General features: G+C 68.0%; 18 protein-coding genes. 10 read left to right on the top strand and 8 right to left on the bottom strand.

Going from position 1 to position 17,025, the window contains the following annotated elements; all coding sequences use genetic code 11:
- Window positions 1-270 precede the first annotated feature (270 nt).
- The 5 genes from folP to ACAG21_RS27525 all read left to right on the top strand — a co-directional run bounded on the left by folP (window position 271) and on the right by ACAG21_RS27525 (window position 3,438).
- Window positions 271-1,095, top strand: a complete 825-nt coding sequence (gene folP / locus ACAG21_RS27545; protein WP_370499426.1) for a dihydropteroate synthase — start codon at window positions 271-273, stop codon at window positions 1,093-1,095.
- Complete coding sequence (locus tag ACAG21_RS27540; protein ID WP_370499415.1) at window positions 1,092-2,078, top strand: glucosyl-3-phosphoglycerate synthase; 987 nt, start codon at window positions 1,092-1,094, stop codon at window positions 2,076-2,078. The genes folP and ACAG21_RS27540 overlap by 4 nt, the downstream gene beginning before the upstream one ends.
- Before the next feature lie 47 nt (window positions 2,079-2,125).
- Window positions 2,126-2,482: a DivIVA domain-containing protein gene (locus tag ACAG21_RS27535; protein ID WP_370499414.1), complete on the top strand. Its 357-nt coding sequence runs from the start codon at window positions 2,126-2,128 to the stop codon at window positions 2,480-2,482.
- Complete coding sequence (locus ACAG21_RS27530; protein ID WP_370499413.1) at window positions 2,479-3,057, top strand: DNA-3-methyladenine glycosylase I; 579 nt, start codon at window positions 2,479-2,481, stop codon at window positions 3,055-3,057. The genes ACAG21_RS27535 and ACAG21_RS27530 overlap by 4 nt, the downstream gene beginning before the upstream one ends.
- 213 nt (window positions 3,058-3,270) lie before the next feature.
- The gene (locus tag ACAG21_RS27525; protein WP_003406247.1) at window positions 3,271-3,438 is read left to right on the top strand and encodes a DUF3117 domain-containing protein; all 168 of its coding nucleotides are present in this window, start codon (window positions 3,271-3,273) and stop codon (window positions 3,436-3,438) included.
- A gap of 22 nt (window positions 3,439-3,460) precedes the next feature.
- On the opposite strand, the gene glgA is transcribed toward ACAG21_RS27525, so the two are convergent.
- A complete protein-coding gene (gene glgA, locus ACAG21_RS27520; protein WP_370499412.1) occupies window positions 3,461-4,624 on the bottom strand; it encodes a glycogen synthase in 1,164 nt (387 codons plus the stop codon).
- A gap of 216 nt (window positions 4,625-4,840) precedes the next feature.
- Between glgA and glgC the strand changes: the two genes are divergently transcribed.
- A complete protein-coding gene (gene glgC, locus ACAG21_RS27515; protein ID WP_370499411.1) occupies window positions 4,841-6,055 on the top strand; it encodes a glucose-1-phosphate adenylyltransferase in 1,215 nt (404 codons plus the stop codon).
- A gap of 55 nt (window positions 6,056-6,110) precedes the next feature.
- On the opposite strand, the gene ACAG21_RS27510 is transcribed toward glgC, so the two are convergent.
- The 5 genes from ACAG21_RS27510 to ACAG21_RS27490 form a co-directional block, all read right to left on the bottom strand.
- On the bottom strand, window positions 6,111-6,785 hold the full coding sequence (locus ACAG21_RS27510) for an isoprenylcysteine carboxylmethyltransferase family protein (protein ID WP_370499410.1): 675 nt from the start codon (window positions 6,783-6,785) through the stop codon (window positions 6,111-6,113).
- Window positions 6,782-8,413, bottom strand: coding sequence for an ABC transporter permease (locus tag ACAG21_RS27505; RefSeq protein WP_370499409.1), 1,632 nt, complete (start codon window positions 8,411-8,413; stop codon window positions 6,782-6,784). Before ACAG21_RS27505 ends, ACAG21_RS27510 begins: the two co-directional genes overlap by 4 nt.
- On the bottom strand, window positions 8,410-9,333 hold the full coding sequence (locus ACAG21_RS27500) for an ATP-binding cassette domain-containing protein (RefSeq protein ID WP_370499408.1): 924 nt from the start codon (window positions 9,331-9,333) through the stop codon (window positions 8,410-8,412). Before ACAG21_RS27500 ends, ACAG21_RS27505 begins: the two co-directional genes overlap by 4 nt.
- Window positions 9,323-9,961 (bottom strand): TetR family transcriptional regulator, encoded by a 639-nt coding sequence (locus tag ACAG21_RS27495; RefSeq protein ID WP_370499407.1) that lies wholly within the window; start codon window positions 9,959-9,961, stop codon window positions 9,323-9,325. The genes ACAG21_RS27500 and ACAG21_RS27495 overlap by 11 nt, the downstream gene beginning before the upstream one ends.
- Before the next feature lie 100 nt (window positions 9,962-10,061).
- The gene (locus ACAG21_RS27490) at window positions 10,062-10,730 is read right to left on the bottom strand and encodes an O-methyltransferase (RefSeq protein WP_370499406.1); all 669 of its coding nucleotides are present in this window, start codon (window positions 10,728-10,730) and stop codon (window positions 10,062-10,064) included.
- Between the two features lie 203 nt (window positions 10,731-10,933).
- Between ACAG21_RS27490 and sigE the strand changes: the two genes are divergently transcribed.
- The 4 genes from sigE (at window position 10,934) to tatB (ending at window position 14,296) form a co-directional block, all read left to right on the top strand.
- A complete protein-coding gene (sigE, locus tag ACAG21_RS27485; protein WP_370499405.1) occupies window positions 10,934-11,686 on the top strand; it encodes an RNA polymerase sigma factor SigE in 753 nt (250 codons plus the stop codon).
- A 129-nt stretch (window positions 11,687-11,815) separates the two neighbouring features.
- Window positions 11,816-12,211, top strand: a complete 396-nt coding sequence (gene rseA, locus ACAG21_RS27480) for an anti-sigma E factor RseA (protein ID WP_370499404.1) — start codon at window positions 11,816-11,818, stop codon at window positions 12,209-12,211.
- Window positions 12,212-12,358: 147 nt separating this feature from the next.
- Entirely contained in the window at window positions 12,359-13,885 is a 1,527-nt protein-coding gene (locus tag ACAG21_RS27475) for a S1C family serine protease (protein WP_370499403.1), read from the top strand.
- Window positions 13,886-14,296, top strand: coding sequence for a Sec-independent protein translocase protein TatB (tatB, locus tag ACAG21_RS27470; protein ID WP_370499402.1), 411 nt, complete (start codon window positions 13,886-13,888; stop codon window positions 14,294-14,296).
- A gap of 76 nt (window positions 14,297-14,372) precedes the next feature.
- Here the strand turns inward: tatB and ACAG21_RS27465 are convergent, their stop codons facing one another.
- Together ACAG21_RS27465 and ACAG21_RS27460 are read right to left on the bottom strand one after the other, a co-directional pair.
- Window positions 14,373-15,518 carry an Mrp/NBP35 family ATP-binding protein gene (locus tag ACAG21_RS27465; protein ID WP_370499401.1) on the bottom strand — a complete coding sequence of 382 codons (1,146 nt, stop codon included), beginning with the start codon at window positions 15,516-15,518 and terminating at the stop codon, window positions 14,373-14,375.
- Window positions 15,519-15,565: 47 nt separating this feature from the next.
- Window positions 15,566-16,939 (bottom strand): lytic murein transglycosylase, encoded by a 1,374-nt coding sequence (locus ACAG21_RS27460; protein ID WP_370499400.1) that lies wholly within the window; start codon window positions 16,937-16,939, stop codon window positions 15,566-15,568.
- Between the last annotated feature and the right edge of the window lie 86 nt (window positions 16,940-17,025).

Here is a 17,025-nt window from a genome sequence, read left to right as displayed (position 1 = left end):
GTAAGCGACCGCAAGGCTGAAAGCCTTGGGGGAGCGCGCCGGCGAATCAGCTCGAGCCGGTAAGCGACCGCAAGGCTGAAAGCCTTGGGGGAGCGCGCCGGCGAATCAGCTCGAGCCGGTAAGCGACCGCAAGGCTGACGCCTTGACCGTCGAGGCTGACGCCTTCGGGTAGCCGTGGGCGCAGTCTCGACGCATTCTCCGGCCAGGCACTATGGACGTGTGCAGTCAACTCTGTGCGGCCGACCCGTTGCCGGGGATCGCGCGCTGGTCATGGCGATCATCAACCGCACCCCGGACTCGTTCTACGACAAGGGTGCGACCTTCAGTGACGAAGCGGCCCGGGCAGCCGTGCACCGGGCCGTCGCCGACGGCGCCGACCTCATCGACGTCGGCGGGGTCAAGGCGGGCCCGGGCGAGAACGTGGACGCGGACATGGAGATCGCCCGGCTGGTGCCGTTCATCGAATGGTTGCGGGGCGCCTACCCGGACCAGCTGATCAGCGTCGACACCTGGCGCTCCGAGGTGGCCCGACTGGCCTGCGCGGCCGGCGCGGACCTGATCAACGACACCTGGGCGGGCGTCGACCCGGCCCTGCCGGAGGTCGCCGCCGAGCTCGGCGTGGGCCTGGTGTGCTCGCACACCGGTGGCGCGCAGCCGCGTACCCGTCCGTTCCGGGTGCGCTTCGGCACCACCACCCGCGGCGTGGTCGACGACGTGATCCGTCAGGTCACCGGCGCCGCCGAGCGCGCGGTCGCCGCCGGCGTGGCCCCCGACCGGGTGCTGATCGACCCGACGCACGACATGGGCAAGAACACCTTCCACGGGTTGGTCCTGTTGCGCCATGTGAGCGAACTTGTTAATACCGGATGGCCCGTGCTCATGGCTTTGAGCAACAAGGACTTCGTCGGGGAGACTCTGGGTGTGGAACTGACCGAACGGCTCGAGGGGACACTGGCGGCTACCGCGTTGGCAGCGGCTGCCGGCGTGCGGGTATTCCGGGTGCACCAGGTTGCCGCGACGCGACGGGTGCTGGAAATGGTCGCCTCGATCCAGGGCATCCGGCCGCCGGCGCGCACCGTGAGAGGACTGGCATGACGGCATCCGACCTGGTCGCCGGGGAGCTGACCAGCAGTGGGGCCGCCGCGGCGCGGCAGTGGCTGCAGCGTCGCAGCTGGAGCCGTCCCACCTGGACGATCGAGCAGCTGGAAGAGGCCAAGGGTGGCCGAACCGTCTCGGTCGTGCTGCCGGCTCTCGACGAGCAACAAACCATCGCCTCGGTGGTCGGCAGCATCTCGCCGCTGGTCCGCGATTCTGGGGGGCTGGTCGACGAGCTGATCGTGCTGGACTCCGGCTCCACTGACGAGACCGAGATCCGCGCCATCGCCGCCGGCGCCCGCGTCGTCAGCCGTGAACAGGCGTTGCCCGAGGTCGCGACCCGGCCGGGCAAGGGTGAGGCGTTGTGGCGTTCGCTGGCCGCGACCACTGGCGACATCGTGGTGTTCGTCGACTCTGACCTGATCAACCCGCACCCGATGTTCGTGCCGTGGCTGCTGGGTCCACTGCTGCTCGGCGACGGCATCCACCTGGTCAAGAGCTTCTACCGGCGACCGCTGAACGTCAGCGAGGCCGGTGGTGCCGGCGGCGACGCGGCCACCGGCGGCGGGCGGGTCACCGAGCTGGTGGCCCGGCCCTTGCTGGCGGCGCTGCGACCGGAGCTGGGCTGCGTGCTGCAGCCCCTGGGCGGCGAATACGCGGCCAGCCGCGAACTGCTGACCTCCCTGCCGTTCGCCCCGGGCTACGGCGTGGAGATCGGCCTGCTGGTCGACACCTTCGACCGGCTGGGCCTGGACGCGATCGCCCAGGTCAACCTCGGTGTGCGGGCGCACCGCAACCGGCCGCTTGCCGAGCTGGGCGCGATGAGCCGCCAGGTCATCGCGACCCTGCTGTCGCGCTGCGGCATTCCCGACTCCGGGGTCGGGCTGACGCAGTTCTTCGCCGACGGCGAGGGCTACACCCAGCACACCCGGCCGGTGTCGCTGGCCGACCGGCCGCCGATGAACGGGGTCAGGCCCCAATAGGGCCCACGATCGCCGTCCTGTCGGCGGCATAGGGCACTATCGATTCCGTGGCGTTGGTTTTGCTCTACATCGTGGTGTTGGTGCTGGTGGCGATCGTGCTGTTCGGCGCGGCGAGCCTGCTGTTCGGGCGTGGTGAGCAGTTGCCGCCGCTGCCGCGGGGGACCACGGCGACGGTGCTGCCCGCCTACGGTGTCACCGGCTCCGACGTCGACGCGGTCAAGTTCACCCAGGTGCTGCGGGGCTACAAGACCAGCGAGGTCGACTGGGTGCTGGAACGGCTGGCCCGCGAGCTCGAGGCGCTGCGGGGTCAGCTCGCGGCGGTCAGCGCGGCCGCGACAGCAGCGGATAGCGAGGCCGTCGAGGTGGCCGACGGCGGGGACACCCCGGCCGAGGATCCGGCGTGACCGATGACGGGCGGATCCGCTGCAGCTGGGCGGTGGGCCGGCCCGGGCCCGACTTCGACGTGTACCGCGACTATCACGACCAGGAGTGGGGCCGTCCGCTGCGCGGCGGGGTGGCACTGTTCGAGCGGATGAGCCTGGAGGCGTTTCAGAGCGGTCTGTCCTGGTTGACGATCCTGCGCAAACGGGAGAATTTCCGCCGTGCCTTCGCCGGGTTCGACGTCGAAACAGTGGCGCGCTTTACCGAGGCCGATGTGGCGCGGCTGATGGCCGACGCCGGCATCGTCCGCAACCGGGCCAAGATCGATGCGACGATTGCCAACGCGCGCGCGGTGGCCGAGTTGGGATCGGCGGAAGACCTGTCCGACCTGCTGTGGTCGTTCGCGCCGCCGTCGCGGCCCCGGCCCGCGTCCGAATCCGAAATCCCTTCCGCTACCGATGAATCCAAGGCGATGGCGAAGGAACTCAAGCGCCGCGGTTTCCGGTTCGTGGGCCCCACCACCGCCTACGCGCTGATGCAGGCGACCGGGATGGTCGACGACCACGTCCGTGATTGCTGGGTTCCCTCGCCACGATGAAGGGTCGGGCGTTAGGCCCGGCAAACCACGCTCGAAACCCCCGGGAAGGGCCCTACCGACGGGTCTTGTGCATTTAGTGACCGGAATAGGGAACAATGGGGGGGTGATTTGGCAGTTCAAAGTCGGGTATGGCTGGAAATCCGCTGGCGGGACTAGCTCGCCGCCGACCAGGCTCGCGAGGACGGGCCAACTCGAATCTGGAGGGAGCACTCGATGGCGGCGATGAAGCCCCGGACCGGAGACGGTCCTCTGGAAGCGACTAAGGAGGGGCGCGGCATCGTAATGCGGGTACCACTTGAAGGTGGTGGCCGTCTCGTCGTCGAGTTGACGCCCGACGAGGCCGCTGCCCTGGGTGACGAACTCAAAGGCGTCACCAGCTAAGTCCGCCGGGTGTCGGGGGCAGCTAAGAACACACCTTTCGGTAGATCTCCAGGGTCTGCTCAGCGACATGCGCCCAGGAGAATTCCTCGATGCAACGCCGGCGTCCGGCGTGTCCGTAGCGCTCGGCCTTCGCCGGGTCCGCGACGAGTTCATTGACCGCTTTTGCCAATCCCGTCTGGTAAGCCCTGGCGTCGTCGGCGTCGTAATGCACCAGTGAACCGGTGACTCCGTCGACGACCACCTCCGGAATGCCGCCGACGTCGGAGGCCACCACCGCGGTCGCGCAGGCCATCGCCTCCAGGTTGACGATGCCTAACGGCTCGTACACCGATGAGCAGACGAAAACCGTCGCCGCCGAGAGTATTTCGCGCAATTCCGCGACGGGAAGCATTTCCCGGATCCAGAACACGCCCGTGCGGACGCGGGCAAGCTCGTCCACCGCGGTGCGTACCTCGTCCGCGATCTCCGGGGTGTCGGGAGCGCCGGCGCACAGCACCAGTTGCACGTCGGGGCTGAATTGGTGCGCGGCAGCGACCAGATGGCCGACACCCTTCTGCCGGGTGATCCGCCCGACGAAGGCCACCATCGGCCGGTTCGGATCGACGCCGAGCTCGGCCAGCACCGAGCCGGTGTCCGCCGGTCCGGCCGGATGCCACACATCACTGTCGACGCCATTGCGGACCACATGCACCTGGCTGGGATCCAGCGTCGGGTAGACCCGCAGCACGTCCTCGCGCATGCCCGAACTCACCGCGATCACCGCATCGGCCGCCAGCACCGCGGTGCGCTCCACCCACGACGAGATCCGGTAACCACCGCCGAGTTGTTCGGCCTTCCACGGCCGCAGCGGTTCCAGCGAGTGCGCCGTCAGGATGTGGGGGATGTCGTAGAGCATCGCGGTGAGGTGCCCGGCCATGCCGGTGTACCAGGTATGCGAATGCACCACCGTGGCCTCGGCTGCGGCGTTTGCCATCACCAGATCCGTCGACAGCGTGGACAGCGCCGCGTTGGCGTCGCGCAAGCGCCGGTCGGGCTCGTGCGCGACGGCGCCGGGGCGCGGAGCGCCCATGCAGTGCACGTCGACCGTGCACAGTCGGCGCAGTTGGGCGACGAGCTCGGTGACGTGTACGCCGGCTCCCCCGTAGACGTCTGGTGGGTACTCCCGCGTCATCATTGCCACCCGCATACACCGCACCGTAGTTCGCTTCCGACGCCGCTCGCGAGTCGGATGGAAAAGCGGCTGGTGAACTCCCGGGGCGACGCCGCCGCGCGCCGGGCGCCACAATGGATTACGGTGATCGGCGGTCACGTTTGCCGAATACCTTGACGGACAGCCCGTCGCAACGGCGGCCCGGGGGATTACCCCTGGCAGCGGTTCGTGACGGCCGATAGGTTTGGAGTCATGAGGGAAGCACCCCACGTGCTGGGCATCGTCCTGGCCGGCGGTGAGGGCAAGCGGTTGTATCCGCTGACCGCGGACCGGGCCAAGCCCGCAGTTCCCTTCGGCGGCGCCTATCGCCTGATCGACTTCGTGCTGTCCAACCTCGTCAATGCCCGATACTTGCGGATCTGCGTTCTCACGCAATACAAGTCGCATTCACTTGACCGTCACATTTCGCAGAACTGGCGGTTGTCCGGTCTGGCCGGTGAATACATCACCCCGGTGCCGGCCCAGCAGCGCCTCGGCCCACGCTGGTACACCGGCTCCGCCGATGCGATCTATCAGTCCCTGAACCTGATCTACGACGAAGATCCGGACTACATAGTGGTTTTCGGTGCCGACCACGTGTATCGGATGGATCCCGAGCAGATGGTGCGTTTCCACATCGACAGCGGCGCCGGCGCGACGGTGGCCGGCATCCGGGTGCCACGCAGCGAGGCCTCGGCGTTCGGCTGCATCGACGCCGACGAGTCCGGCCGAATCCGCAGCTTCGTCGAGAAGCCGCTCGAGCCACCGGGCACGCCTGACGACCCGGACAGCACGTTCGCCTCGATGGGCAACTACATCTTCACCACCAAGGTGCTCGTCGACGCGATTCGCGCCGACGCCGACGACGACCACTCCGATCACGACATGGGTGGCAACATCATTCCCCGCTTGGTGGACGACGGGATGGCCGCGGTCTACGACTTCAACGACAACGAGGTACCCGGCGCCACCGATCGCGACCGGGCCTACTGGCGCGACGTCGGGACGTTGGATGCGTTCTACGACGCCCACATGGATCTGGTGTCGGTGCACCCGGTCTTCAACCTGTACAACCGGCGCTGGCCGATTCAGGGCGCGACGGAGAACCTGGCGCCGGCGAAGTTCGTCAACGGCGGCTCCGCCCAGGAGTCGGTCGTCGGCGCGGGCAGCATCATCTCGGCGGCCTCGGTGCGCAACTCGGTGTTGTCGTCGAATGTGGTGGTCGACGACGGCGCGATCGTCGAGGGCAGCGTGATCATGCCGGGCGCCCGGGTGGGCCGCGGCGCGGTGGTGCGCCACGCGATCCTCGACAAGAACGTCGTGATCGGGCCCGGCGAAATGGTCGGGGTGGATCTGGAGAAGGACCGGGAGCGCTTCGCGATCAGCGCCGGCGGCGTGGTCGCGGTCGGCAAGGGTGTCTGGGTCTAGTGACGATCGCAAGCGCGGCGTAGCCGGGCGTAGCGGGTCGTCACCATCGATCTAGCTACCAGATGTAGGGCAGCAGCCGAAAGCGCACGCGCCGCGTGTACTCGCGGTATCCGGCTAGTTCCTGAGTCAGCATTTTCTCCTCGTCGAGGATGCGCACGACGAGCACCGCGACGCCGGGGATCGCGAAAAGCAGCCCCCAGCACGAGTCCAGCGCCAGCGGTATCCCGATCATCATGATGACATTTCCGGCATACATCGGATGACGGACCAGCCGGTAGAGCCCGGTGCAGACCACTGTCTGGCCCGTCTCCACGGTGATGTTGGCCGCGGCGTAGCCATTCTGAATGACCACCAGCATGGCGATGCCCAGTCCGAGCGCCACCAGCCCGTCGCCGAGCAGACACAGCCAAGCGGGCAGCTGCGACCAGCCCATCCGGTGGTCATACGCGCTGAACACCAGCATCCCCAACAATGCCAGAATCGCGCCGGTGATCACGATCTTCTGAAGCGTTCTGGTTTCGCCCCGCGGCCCGCCCTGCATCCGGCGCCGCAGCGCGGCCGGATTCGTCCGGGCCAGGTAAACACTCGCCACGGTGGTGCACACCGTCGAGGTGGCGATGAAAACCCATGCCTGCCAATAGTTCAACGTGCCAGCAGGCAAGAACAGCAGCAAGCCGACGGCGGCCAGCCCATAGACCGACGTTGCCGCCGCTCGAACAGCGGTGTTCATGAGCGTAGATCACGTCGGCGAAAGGCCATGACTCCCAACGTGATCAGCGTCGCGTCGATGACCAGCAGCCATAGCAGCGGCAGCGCGGTGAAGTCGCTGCCGACCCGCGGCACGTGTGCGAAGGGCTCGAGATCAAGGACCCACTGTGGGAAGCCGGCCAGGGAACCGATCAGGTACAGGGCGATGAACGCGATCAACACGCCCCAGGCCACCGGCGTGAATCGTGGTGCCACACCGAAGATTACGACGGTTACGGCCGAGGCCAGCCAGACGGCCGGCAACTGCACGGCAGCGGTCCCGATCACGACGGCCACCTTGGCCCCGACGTTGCCGGCCGCGACGCCGTAAAGCTGGCCGCCGGCCGCACCGGCGGCCAGCATCGCCGCCGCGGACCCCAGCAGAGCGGCCGCTAAATGGCTTGCCAGCCAACGAGTTCGGGACACCGCGCCGGCCAGTGTCGTCTCGGCGCGCAGGCCGGACTCTTCCTGGTGTGGTCGCAAGGTGAGCGAGACGGCGAAGGCCGACGCCACCATGCCCATCATGTTGAACGCCACCGCGATGAAGGCCTCCTCCAACGCGGAGGTGCCGCCCATCCTCGCGACGATGTCGCGCGCCATGCCGGCGCCGATCTCATCGCCAATGCCGTGCGCGACGCTGCCCATCACCAGTCCGTAGAGGCACAGGCCCACCGTCCACAGCAGCAGCGCGCCGCGGTCCAGCCGCCAGGTCAGTGCGAAAACGTTACTCAACCACGGTGCGGCGGTGGCCGGGCCGGCTCGCTCGGCGATGAGTCCCGCGCCGACGTCGCGCCCGGCCAGCAGCCGGTACGCCACCGCAGTGAGCACGATCGCGGTGACCAGATGCAGCAGCAGCACCCACCCGTGATCGCCCGCGTAGGGCCGCACCTGCAGCGACCAGCCCAGCGGGGAAAGCCAGGACAACGTGCCGGAACCGGCGTCACCGATGGCGCGCACCGTGAACGCGGCTCCCAGCACCGCGAAGGCGGCACCGCGGGCGAATCGCGCGCTCGACGACAGCTGCGCGGTCACCGCGGCCACCGCCGTGAACACCACGCCGGAACCGGCCAGCGCGGCGCCGAAGGCCAGCGATCCGCCCGCCGGGACGTCGGTGGACAGCAGTCCCGCCGCTGCGATCGCGCCGGTGGCGATCGAGGCGCCGAAGCTCAGGAGCAGTGCCGCGGTCAGGCTGGCGTATCGTCCCACCCCGGTCGAGTCCACCAGCTCGGTGCGACCACTTTCTTCGTCGGCGCGGGTGTGCCGGATCACCGTCAGAATCACGGCCACCGCGATCAGCACATGGAACATCCCGGCTTTCCAAATGCCCACGGCGCCAAGGCTGTCGTTGTAGACCTGGCCGTAGAGGGCGCGCTGGGCCGGGCTGGCCATGATGGTCGCCGCGAACGCGGCACGGGCGGCTTGGCTGGGGTAGACCTTCTCGATGCTTCCGATGTAGACCGTCGCCAACGGAAGTGATAGCAGCAGAATCCACAGGGGTAGCGAGATCCGGTCGCGGCGCAGATACAGGCGCAGCATGCCCAGTGTTCCGGTGAAATCCGAACCACGTTGCGGGGCATCATGTTCCGGACGCTGTAGTGTCGCGGTGCTCATGACGCCGAGACCTTCTTTTCGCTATGTCCGGTGTTGTAGTGGCGCAAGAAGAGCTCCTCGAGCGTCGGTGGCTGACTGACCAGGCTGCGCACGCCGGCATCGCCGAGCACCCGGATGAATTCTCCGAGGCTTTCGCTGTCGACCTGTGCGCGCAACGTGTTTCCCTCGAAGCTGACATCCTCAACGCCTTTGATGCGGCTGAGATCGCCCGGACTACTGGTCATTTCGGCCTTGATGGAGGTTCGGCTGAGATGCCGCATCGAGTCCAGCGAACCGCTCTCGATAGTTCGGCCGGCCCGGATGATGGTCACCGTCTGGCACAGCGCCTCGGTTTCGGCCAGGATGTGACTGGACAGCAAGACCGTCACGCCTCGGTCGCGTGCCTCGGCGACGCACTGCTGAAAGATGTTCTCCATCAACGGGTCCAGGCCACTGCTGGGCTCGTCCAACAGCAGCAGGCTGGCTCGCGACGAAAAAGCCGAAATCAGGGAGACCTTCTGTCTGTTGCCCTTGGAGTAGGTGCGCGACTTCTTGGTGGGGTCGAGGTCGAAGCGCTCGATCAGCTCGCGGCGCCGGGCGTCGTCGATGCCGCCGCGCATGCGGGCCAGCAGATCGATGGTCTCCCCACCGGTCAGCGACGGCCAAAGTGTGACGTCACCTGGCACATAAGCGATTTGACGGTGCAGTTCGACGGCGTCGGTCCACGGGTCGCCACCCAGCAGTCGCACGCTGCCGCCGTCGGCCTTCACCAGGCCCAACAGGACGCGGATGGTAGTGGACTTGCCGGCGCCGTTGGGACCCAGAAAGCCGTGCACTTCACCTTGACGCACGGTCAGGTCGAGGCCGTCCAGCGCCCGTACCGCACCGAAGTTCTTGGTGAGGTCGCGGATTTCGATAGGCGCGACGCTGTCAACTGCCATGGGATCCTCCTTGATCATCGGCGGCCAGGAATGCGTCATACATGGTGCGGTCCGTCATCAGGCCTTCGGTGTAAACCTCCAGGGCGGGCAGCATCATGTCTCGGGCGTAGTCGCGCAGGACGGCCCGCAGATCTGTTGGGGTGTCGTGCATTTGGAGGTAGAGAAGAAACCCGCCGCCGCCGGTGATGCCGATATATTTCGCCCTGGCGTGGGGATCGCGGCTGGGTTTGATCGTCCCGGCGCGCACGCCCTCTTCCAGGTAGTCGTAGGTGTTGTCGATCATCCTGCGCCACAGCATGTTCGCCAGCTCGCCACCGGTTTGCATGCTGCGCACCAGGTACGCCATCAGCGGTGCGTAGGCCTCGATCTCGGCCATCTGGGCGAACCAGGTTGCCGGGTCGTTGGACCGCAGCGCCGCTGACTTGCTGTTGTAAATCTCTTCGGCGATGTAGTCCTCGCAGGCCTTGCGCAGGCCCTCCTTGGATCCGAAGTGATGGATGACCAGTGCCGCGCTCACCCCCGCGGCCTCGGCGATGGTGCGCAGTCCTACGCCGAAGCCGTGTTGGCCGAATTGCTCGATCGCGGCATCGCGGATCCGGGCGGCGGCGGTCAGGTCGGCTGAACGCATGTTCAGTACGCTAAACGAGCGTTCAGCCGACGGTCAAGGGGGCGCCCCGTATGGGATGCGTAAAGAAATCAGCCCGATGCCCGCCGGGCCGGGAGTGCGGCTAGTCGCGGACCGCGGCCAGCACGCCGTCACCCAGCGGCACCAGCGCGGGCGTCAGCCGCTCGTCCTCGGCGATCAGACGGGCCGCCTCCCGGACCGCGACCACCTCGGCGTCGCGCGCCGCGGGATCGCCGGCCCGTCCACCCAGCGCCGAGCCGTGCACGACGATGATCCCGCCGGATCGCAGCAGCCGTACGCCTTCGACGACGTAATCGGGCTGATCGATCGGGTCGGCGTCGACGAACACCAGGTCATAGGATTCGTCGGCGAGCCGGGTGAGCACCTCTTGGGCGCGGCCGGAGATCAGCCTGGTGCGTGACGGGCCGATGCCGGCTTCGGAGAAGGCCTGCTTAGCCAACCGCAAATACTCGGGCTCGATATCGATCGTGGTCAGCACGCCGTCGTCACTCATCCCCGACAGCAACCAGAGTCCGCTGACCCCGGCCCCGGTGCCCACCTCGGCCACGGCTTTGCCGCCGCTGAGTTTGGTCAGCAGGCTCAGCAGGGCCCCCACCGCGGGCGTCACCGCACCGGCGCCGATGTCGACGGAGCGTTCCCGGGCGGCGGCCAGAATCGCGTCCTCGGAGATCGACCCTTCCGCGTGCGCGGAGAGCGATTCGGCCCGACTGGGGGCCGCCTGGCCGGGGGTTTCTTCCTCGGTGCCGTCCATGCCCGCAGCGTATTGCATCCGGACGCGCAGTCCATCAGGCGCGCGGCGAATCGGACCGTTTCCGACACGCCCGGCGATACCGGGGCGGCGTAAGTCACTTCGTTGCGGGTATGCCCTGCGTGCGGCAGGTAACGATAAGGTTTCTCAGCCAAACCTCAGATTGCTCCTATGCCGCGCATACGCCGGTAGGCGACGGTGACGGTATGGAACGTGGAGGACGTTGGGCGGGGAATACAGATTGGCAACTGCGTGTTGCGGATGACGAACTGCCCCTTTCGGGCAGGGCACATTATTCGGAGGATTCGATCAACACCACTCTCTTAAGCCCGAACACCATGTCGCACGCCCAGGAACTCCCGGACGACGAATGGGTCGAACCGGCCGAGGGTTTGCAGGGCACCGCAGTGTTCGATGCGACCGGGGACAAGACGACGATGCCGTCGTGGGACGAGCTGGTGCGTCAGCACGCCGACCGGGTGTACCGGCTGGCTTACCGGCTAGCGGGTAACCAGCAAGACGCCGAGGACTTGACCCAGGAGACATTCATCCGGGTCTTCCGGTCGGTGCAGAACTATCAGCCCGGAACCTTCGAGGGCTGGCTGCACCGCATCACCACGAATTTGTTCCTTGACATGGTGCGCCGACGTGCGCGCATCCGGATGGAAGCGTTGCCGGAGGACTACGACCGGGTCCCGGCCGACGAGCCGAACCCGGAGCAGATTTTCCACGACGCGCGCCTGGGACCCGACCTGCAGGCCGCGCTGGACTCGCTGCCGCCGGAGTTTCGCGCCGCCGTGGTGCTGTGCGACATCGAAGGCCTGTCCTACGAGGAGATCGGCGCCACCCTGGGCGTCAAGCTGGGTACCGTCCGCAGCCGGATCCACCGCGGACGTCAGGCTCTGCGCGACTACCTGGCCGCGCATCCGGAGTCGGAAACCCACGCCCAATCGGCTTAGAAAATGGCTGGGCCGGTTCGCAGCACGCCCCGTGGGCCGATAAACCTGCGATTTCGCAAGATGCATAGCGGTGCTGGGCACCTTGTCGCGCTACATTCGAGGGGTACGTGGCAGCGAAAGGGGCTGGTGATGGCCGACCGGGGACATGTGTTCCGCCGCGCGTTCTCCTGGCTCCCCGCACAGTTCGCCTCGCAGAGTGACGCGCCGGTGGGCGCGCCACGGCAATTCGGTTCCACCGAACACCTGTCCGTCGAGGCGATTGCCGCGTTCGTCGACGGTGAGCTGCGGATGAACGCCCATCTGCGGGCCGCCCATCACCTCTCGCTGTGCCCGCAATGCGCGTCCGAGGTCGACGACCAGAGCCGGGCGCGTGCCGCGCTGCGCGATTCCCACCCGATCCGCATCCCCAGCGCTCTGCTCGGCATGCTCTCGGAGATCCCGCATTACCCGCCCGACGACACGCCATCGCAGGCGACCGACCGTTTCGCTGATCGCAATGTGCGCGACCAGCGTAAGCGCCGGTAGCACTCGGGTTGCCCCAGCTCGTGGGTTCATGTCGACCGCTCAGCAACCGTGGATACTAGGGTGGACACGGACAATTCTGTGCCTGGTGCTCGCCCTGGACAGGGGCCGGCGTGCGAGGCCCGTTTCGAGCATTCAAGTAGAGGATTCATGACCTCCGACCAAGGCTCCTACCAGGGGCAAGACGGCGGCGACAACGGAGCCAACCGGCTGGCGCCGCGCCCCATTTCCCGCCCACCGGTCGACCCTGCGGCGCGCCAGGCCTTCGGTCGCCCGGATGGACTCCAGGGATCCTTCGTCGCGGAGCGAGTGCGCCCCTCGAAGTACCGCGACCAGGGCGAGTTCAGCCCGCACGACCAGCGCCGCGACCCGGTGCTGGAGGAGGCATTCAGCAAGCCCGTCGGCGGCACCGAGACACTGCAGCGCCACCCGATCGACGCCAGCGCGCTGGCCGCCGAGCAGAACGGTTTCGACGAGGACGAGGCGGACGATCCGTGGCGTGACCCGGGTGCCGCGGCGGCATTGGGGACCCCGGCCGTCGCCCAGACCACGGCGCACACGCCGTCGGGATACGCCGGCAAGCTCGGCGTCCGCGACGTCCTGTTCGGCAAGAAGGTGTCCTATCTGGCCCTGGCCGTCCTGTTCGTCATCGCGCTGGTGATCGGCGCCGTCGGCGGGCTGATCGGCAACAAGACGGCCGAGGTCGTCGAGGCCTTCACCACCTCCAAGGTGACGCTGTCGACCCCCAACAACACCGAAGAACCGGCCGGCCGCTTCGCCAAAGTGGCGGCCGCGACCGCCAACTCGGTGGTGACCATCGAGTCGAAGAGCGAACAAGAAGGCATGCAAGGCTCCGGCGTCGTCATCGACGGCCGCGGCTACATCGTCACGAACAATCACGTGATCTCCGAGGCCGCCAACAACCCCAGCCAGTTCAAGACGACCGTGGTGTTCAACGACGGTAAGGAAGTGCCGGCCAACCTGGTCGGTCGCGATCCCAAGACCGACTTGGCCGTGCTCAAGGTCGACAACGTCGACAACCTGAGCGTGGCGCGGCTCGGCGACTCCGACAAGGTGCGCGTCGGCGACGAGGTGATCGCCGCGGGTGCACCGCTGGGCCTGCGCAGCACCGTGACGCACGGCATCATCAGCGCCCTGCACCGTCCGGTCCCGTTGTCCGGCGAGGGATCTGACACCGACACCGTCATCGACGCCCTGCAGACGGACGCGTCGATCAACCACGGCAACTCCGGTGGTCCGCTGATCGACATGGACTCTCAGGTGATCGGTATCGACACCGCCGGAAAGTCGTTGTCCGACAGCGCAAGTGGCCTTGGCTTCGCGATCCCGGTGAACGAGGTCAAGTCGGTGGCGCAGACGCTGATCAAAGACGGCAAGATCGTGCACCCGACGCTGGGTGTCAGCACCCGGTCGGTGAGCAACTCGATCGCCGCCGGTGCCCAGGTCGCCAACGTCAAGGCGGGCAGCCCCGCGCAAAAGGGCGGCATCCTGGAGAACGACGTGATCGTCAAGGTCGGTAGCCGCAAGGTCGCCGACGCCGACGAGTTCGTGGTCGCCGTGCGCCAGCTGACCATCGGGCAAGACGCCCCGGTCGAGGTGGTCCGCGATGGCCGCAACGTCACCCTGACCGTCAAACCCGACGCCGACAGCGGTTAAATGTTTTCCAGCCTGAGCTGGGAGCACATCCTGGTACTCGTCGTGGTCGGCCTGGTAATCCTTGGCCCGGAACGGCTTCCGGGCGCGATCCGCTGGACGTCGACCGCGTTGCGTCAGGCCCGCGACTACCTCAGCGGTGTCACCAGTCAACTGCGGGAGGACATCGGTCCCGAATTCGACGACCTGCGCGCCCCGCTGAGCGAGCTGCAGAAGCTGCGCGGCATGACACCGCGCGCGGCGCTGACCAAACACCTGCTCGATGGCGACGATTCGTTCCTCACCGGCAATTTCGAGCGGCCCGTCAACGGAACTGGGCCGCAGCCGTCGGCCGAGGGGCCGGGGTCCAACGGCACTCCGACATTCGGGGCCCGGCAACACGGGCCGGCGCCGTTCGACACCGACGCGACCTAACGGAGCCGCGAGCGTAAGCACAGTGCGAATTTCGCGACCATAAATCGCGGCCTGCTTACGCTGGCGGCGATCAGGCCTACTTCCGCGTCGGGTCCAGCCCCAGCGACACGCCCGCCAAGCCCCGCTTGCGCGACGACAGCTTGTCGGCGACGCTGCGCAGCTCCTTGCCCACCGGCGAATCGGGTGCGCTCAGCACGATCGGCACACCGGAATCGCCGGCGGCGACCAGCGCCGGGTCCAGCGGAATCTGACCCAGCAGCGGCACGTCGGCACCCACCGCGCGGCTGAGCCGCTCGGCCACCTGCGCGCCGCCGCCCTCGCCGAACACCTGCATCGTGGAGCCGTCCGGCAGCACCAGCCCCGACATGTTCTCCACCACGCCGACGATGCGCTGGCGGGTCTGCAGCGCGATGCTGCCGGCCCGCTCGGCGACCTCGGCCGCGGCCAGCTGCGGCGTGGTGACGACCAGGATCTCCGCGTTGGGGATCAGCTGGGCCACCGAGATGGCGATGTCGCCGGTGCCGGGCGGCAGGTCGAGCAGCAACACGTCCAGGTCGCCCCAGTAGACGTCGGCCAGAAACTGCTGCAGCGCCCGGTGCAGCATCGGCCCGCGCCACACCACCGGCGCGTTGCCCTCGGTGAACTGGGCGATCGAGATCACCTTCACCTCGTGGGCGATCGGCGGCAGAATCATCGACTCGACCTGGGTGGGCCGGTCGGAAGTGCCCATCATCCGGGGGACGGAATGGCCGTGGATGTCGGCGTCCAGCACGCCGACCGACAGACCGCGCGCGGCCATCGCGGCGGCCAGGTTGACCGTCACGCTCGACTTCCCGACGCCGCCCTTGCCGGACGCGACCGCGTAGACCCGGGTCAGCGAGCTGGGCTGGGCGAACGGGATGACGGGCTCGCTCGCGTCGCCGCGCAGCTGCTTGCGCAGCTCGGTGCGCTGCTCGTCGTTCATCACGTCCAGGCTGACTTTCACCGCCCCGGTGCCGGGGACGTCGGCGACGGCCTGGCCGACCCGATCGCTGATCTCGGTCTTCTTCGGGCAGGCGGCGGTGGTCAGGTAGATCTCGACGTGCACGCCGCCGTCGGAGGCGACGTCGATGCTCTTGACCATCCCGAGTTCGGTGATGGGACGCCGCAATTCGGGGTCGATCACCTTGCCCAAGGCGGCGCGGATAGCTGCATTCAGATCGGCAGTGTCGTGACCAGACATCACCGCCGAGTGTAGGCGGCTCGCCTTTCGCGCTGCTGGCAGGCGGGTCAGTGCGTCGGCGCGGGTGCCTGCGCCGGGGTGGCCGGCTTCGGCGCGGGTGCCACGCTGGGCGTTGCGGCTGCCGGGTTCGGCGCGGCGGCCGGAGCCGGAGCACTCGGCGGCACGGCCTGCGGGTCCGGAGGTGGTGGCGCGGCCGGCGGTTGCGCCCACGGCGGCGTCCAGGGCGGCGGCGCGTTCGGTGGCGGCGGCGGGGCCAGCGGCGCGAACGGCTGCGCAGCACCCTGCGGCGGCGGGGTTTGCGAGCTGATGCAGATCACCGTGCACCCGGGCATGGGGCCCATCGTCGGCTGCGGCGGGGTGTTGGGCTGCGGCATCCAGGGGAACATCGGCTGCGTCGGGTTGACCTGCTGCTGCTGGCCGGTCAGGTCGATCAGCGGCATCCGCGCCATCGGATCGTCCTGCGGCAGGCCGATCATGTTGATGGGCAGGCCGGGCCCGAGGCCCTCGGGGTGCTCGTCGTGCGCGTTGCCGAGCGGCGGCGGCGGCCCGGTAATCGGCGGCAGGTCGACCGGGACCACGCCGGTGGCATACGCCGCGGCCCAGCCCAGCACGTTCTGGGCGTAGGCCGTCGAGTTGTTGTAGCGCAGGATCGCGGCCATGACCTGGGCCGGGTCGCGCAGGTTGAGCCCGCCGCTGCACAGGTAGCGGGCCGCGGTCAGCGTGGAGTCGAACAGGTTCTGCGGGTCGGCGATGCCGTCGCCGTCGCCGTCGGCGGCATACCGAGCCCAGGTGCCGGGCAGGAATTGCATGGGGCCCATCGCACGCGCGTAGGTGACGCGGTTGCCGACGTTGCTGGAAACGATCACCTCGTTGCCGGGCAGCGTGCCGTCCAGCGAAGGCCCGTAGATCGGGGTGACCGCGGTGCCGCGAGCGTCGACGGCGCCGCCGCCGGCATGCCCGGACTCGATGCGCCCGATGCCGGCCAGCAGGTTCCAGCTGACCCCGCAGGCCGGGTCGGACACCGACATCTTCTGTTCGGCGTTGCGGTAGGCGGTCAGCGCCATCATCGGAATGCCCAGCGCGCCAGGCGCACTCACCACCCTGGGCGGCGGCGGTGCCGAGGAGGCGCCCGCCGCGACGTGGAAGGCCGTCGGCGCCCGGTCGATCGCGATGACAACCGGTCCGGACAGATCGGGGACGGTCGGGGAAACCGCGGCGACCGGGGTGATGACGGCATGCACCGACGGAATGGGGCTCTTCGCGTGTCCGTGTAACGGCTCAGGCGTGGCGCCGACGGCACCCGCGAACACCAATGGACTGATCACCGCCACGCTGAAGGCCTGAGCCCGGGTAACCGGAAGCCTCGGCTTCCGCACCGCCGCGACGGCCGGGTGGGCACCCAAGCGACCCCCTATGCGCACTCCACCGTCCTAAGTATGTGGGTCGCCGCAGACCGTGTGAGCTGCCGGAAACCTGTTCTTAGCCTCGTGAACTAGATCACCATACA

Origin of the sequence: Mycobacterium sp. pR1184 (genome assembly GCF_041287235.1) — a bacterium.
Taxonomy (GTDB): Bacteria; Actinomycetota; Actinomycetes; order Mycobacteriales; family Mycobacteriaceae; genus Mycobacterium.
The sequence above is the reverse complement of the archived record's forward strand: the minus strand, read 5'-3'. Positions and strand labels throughout refer to the sequence as shown.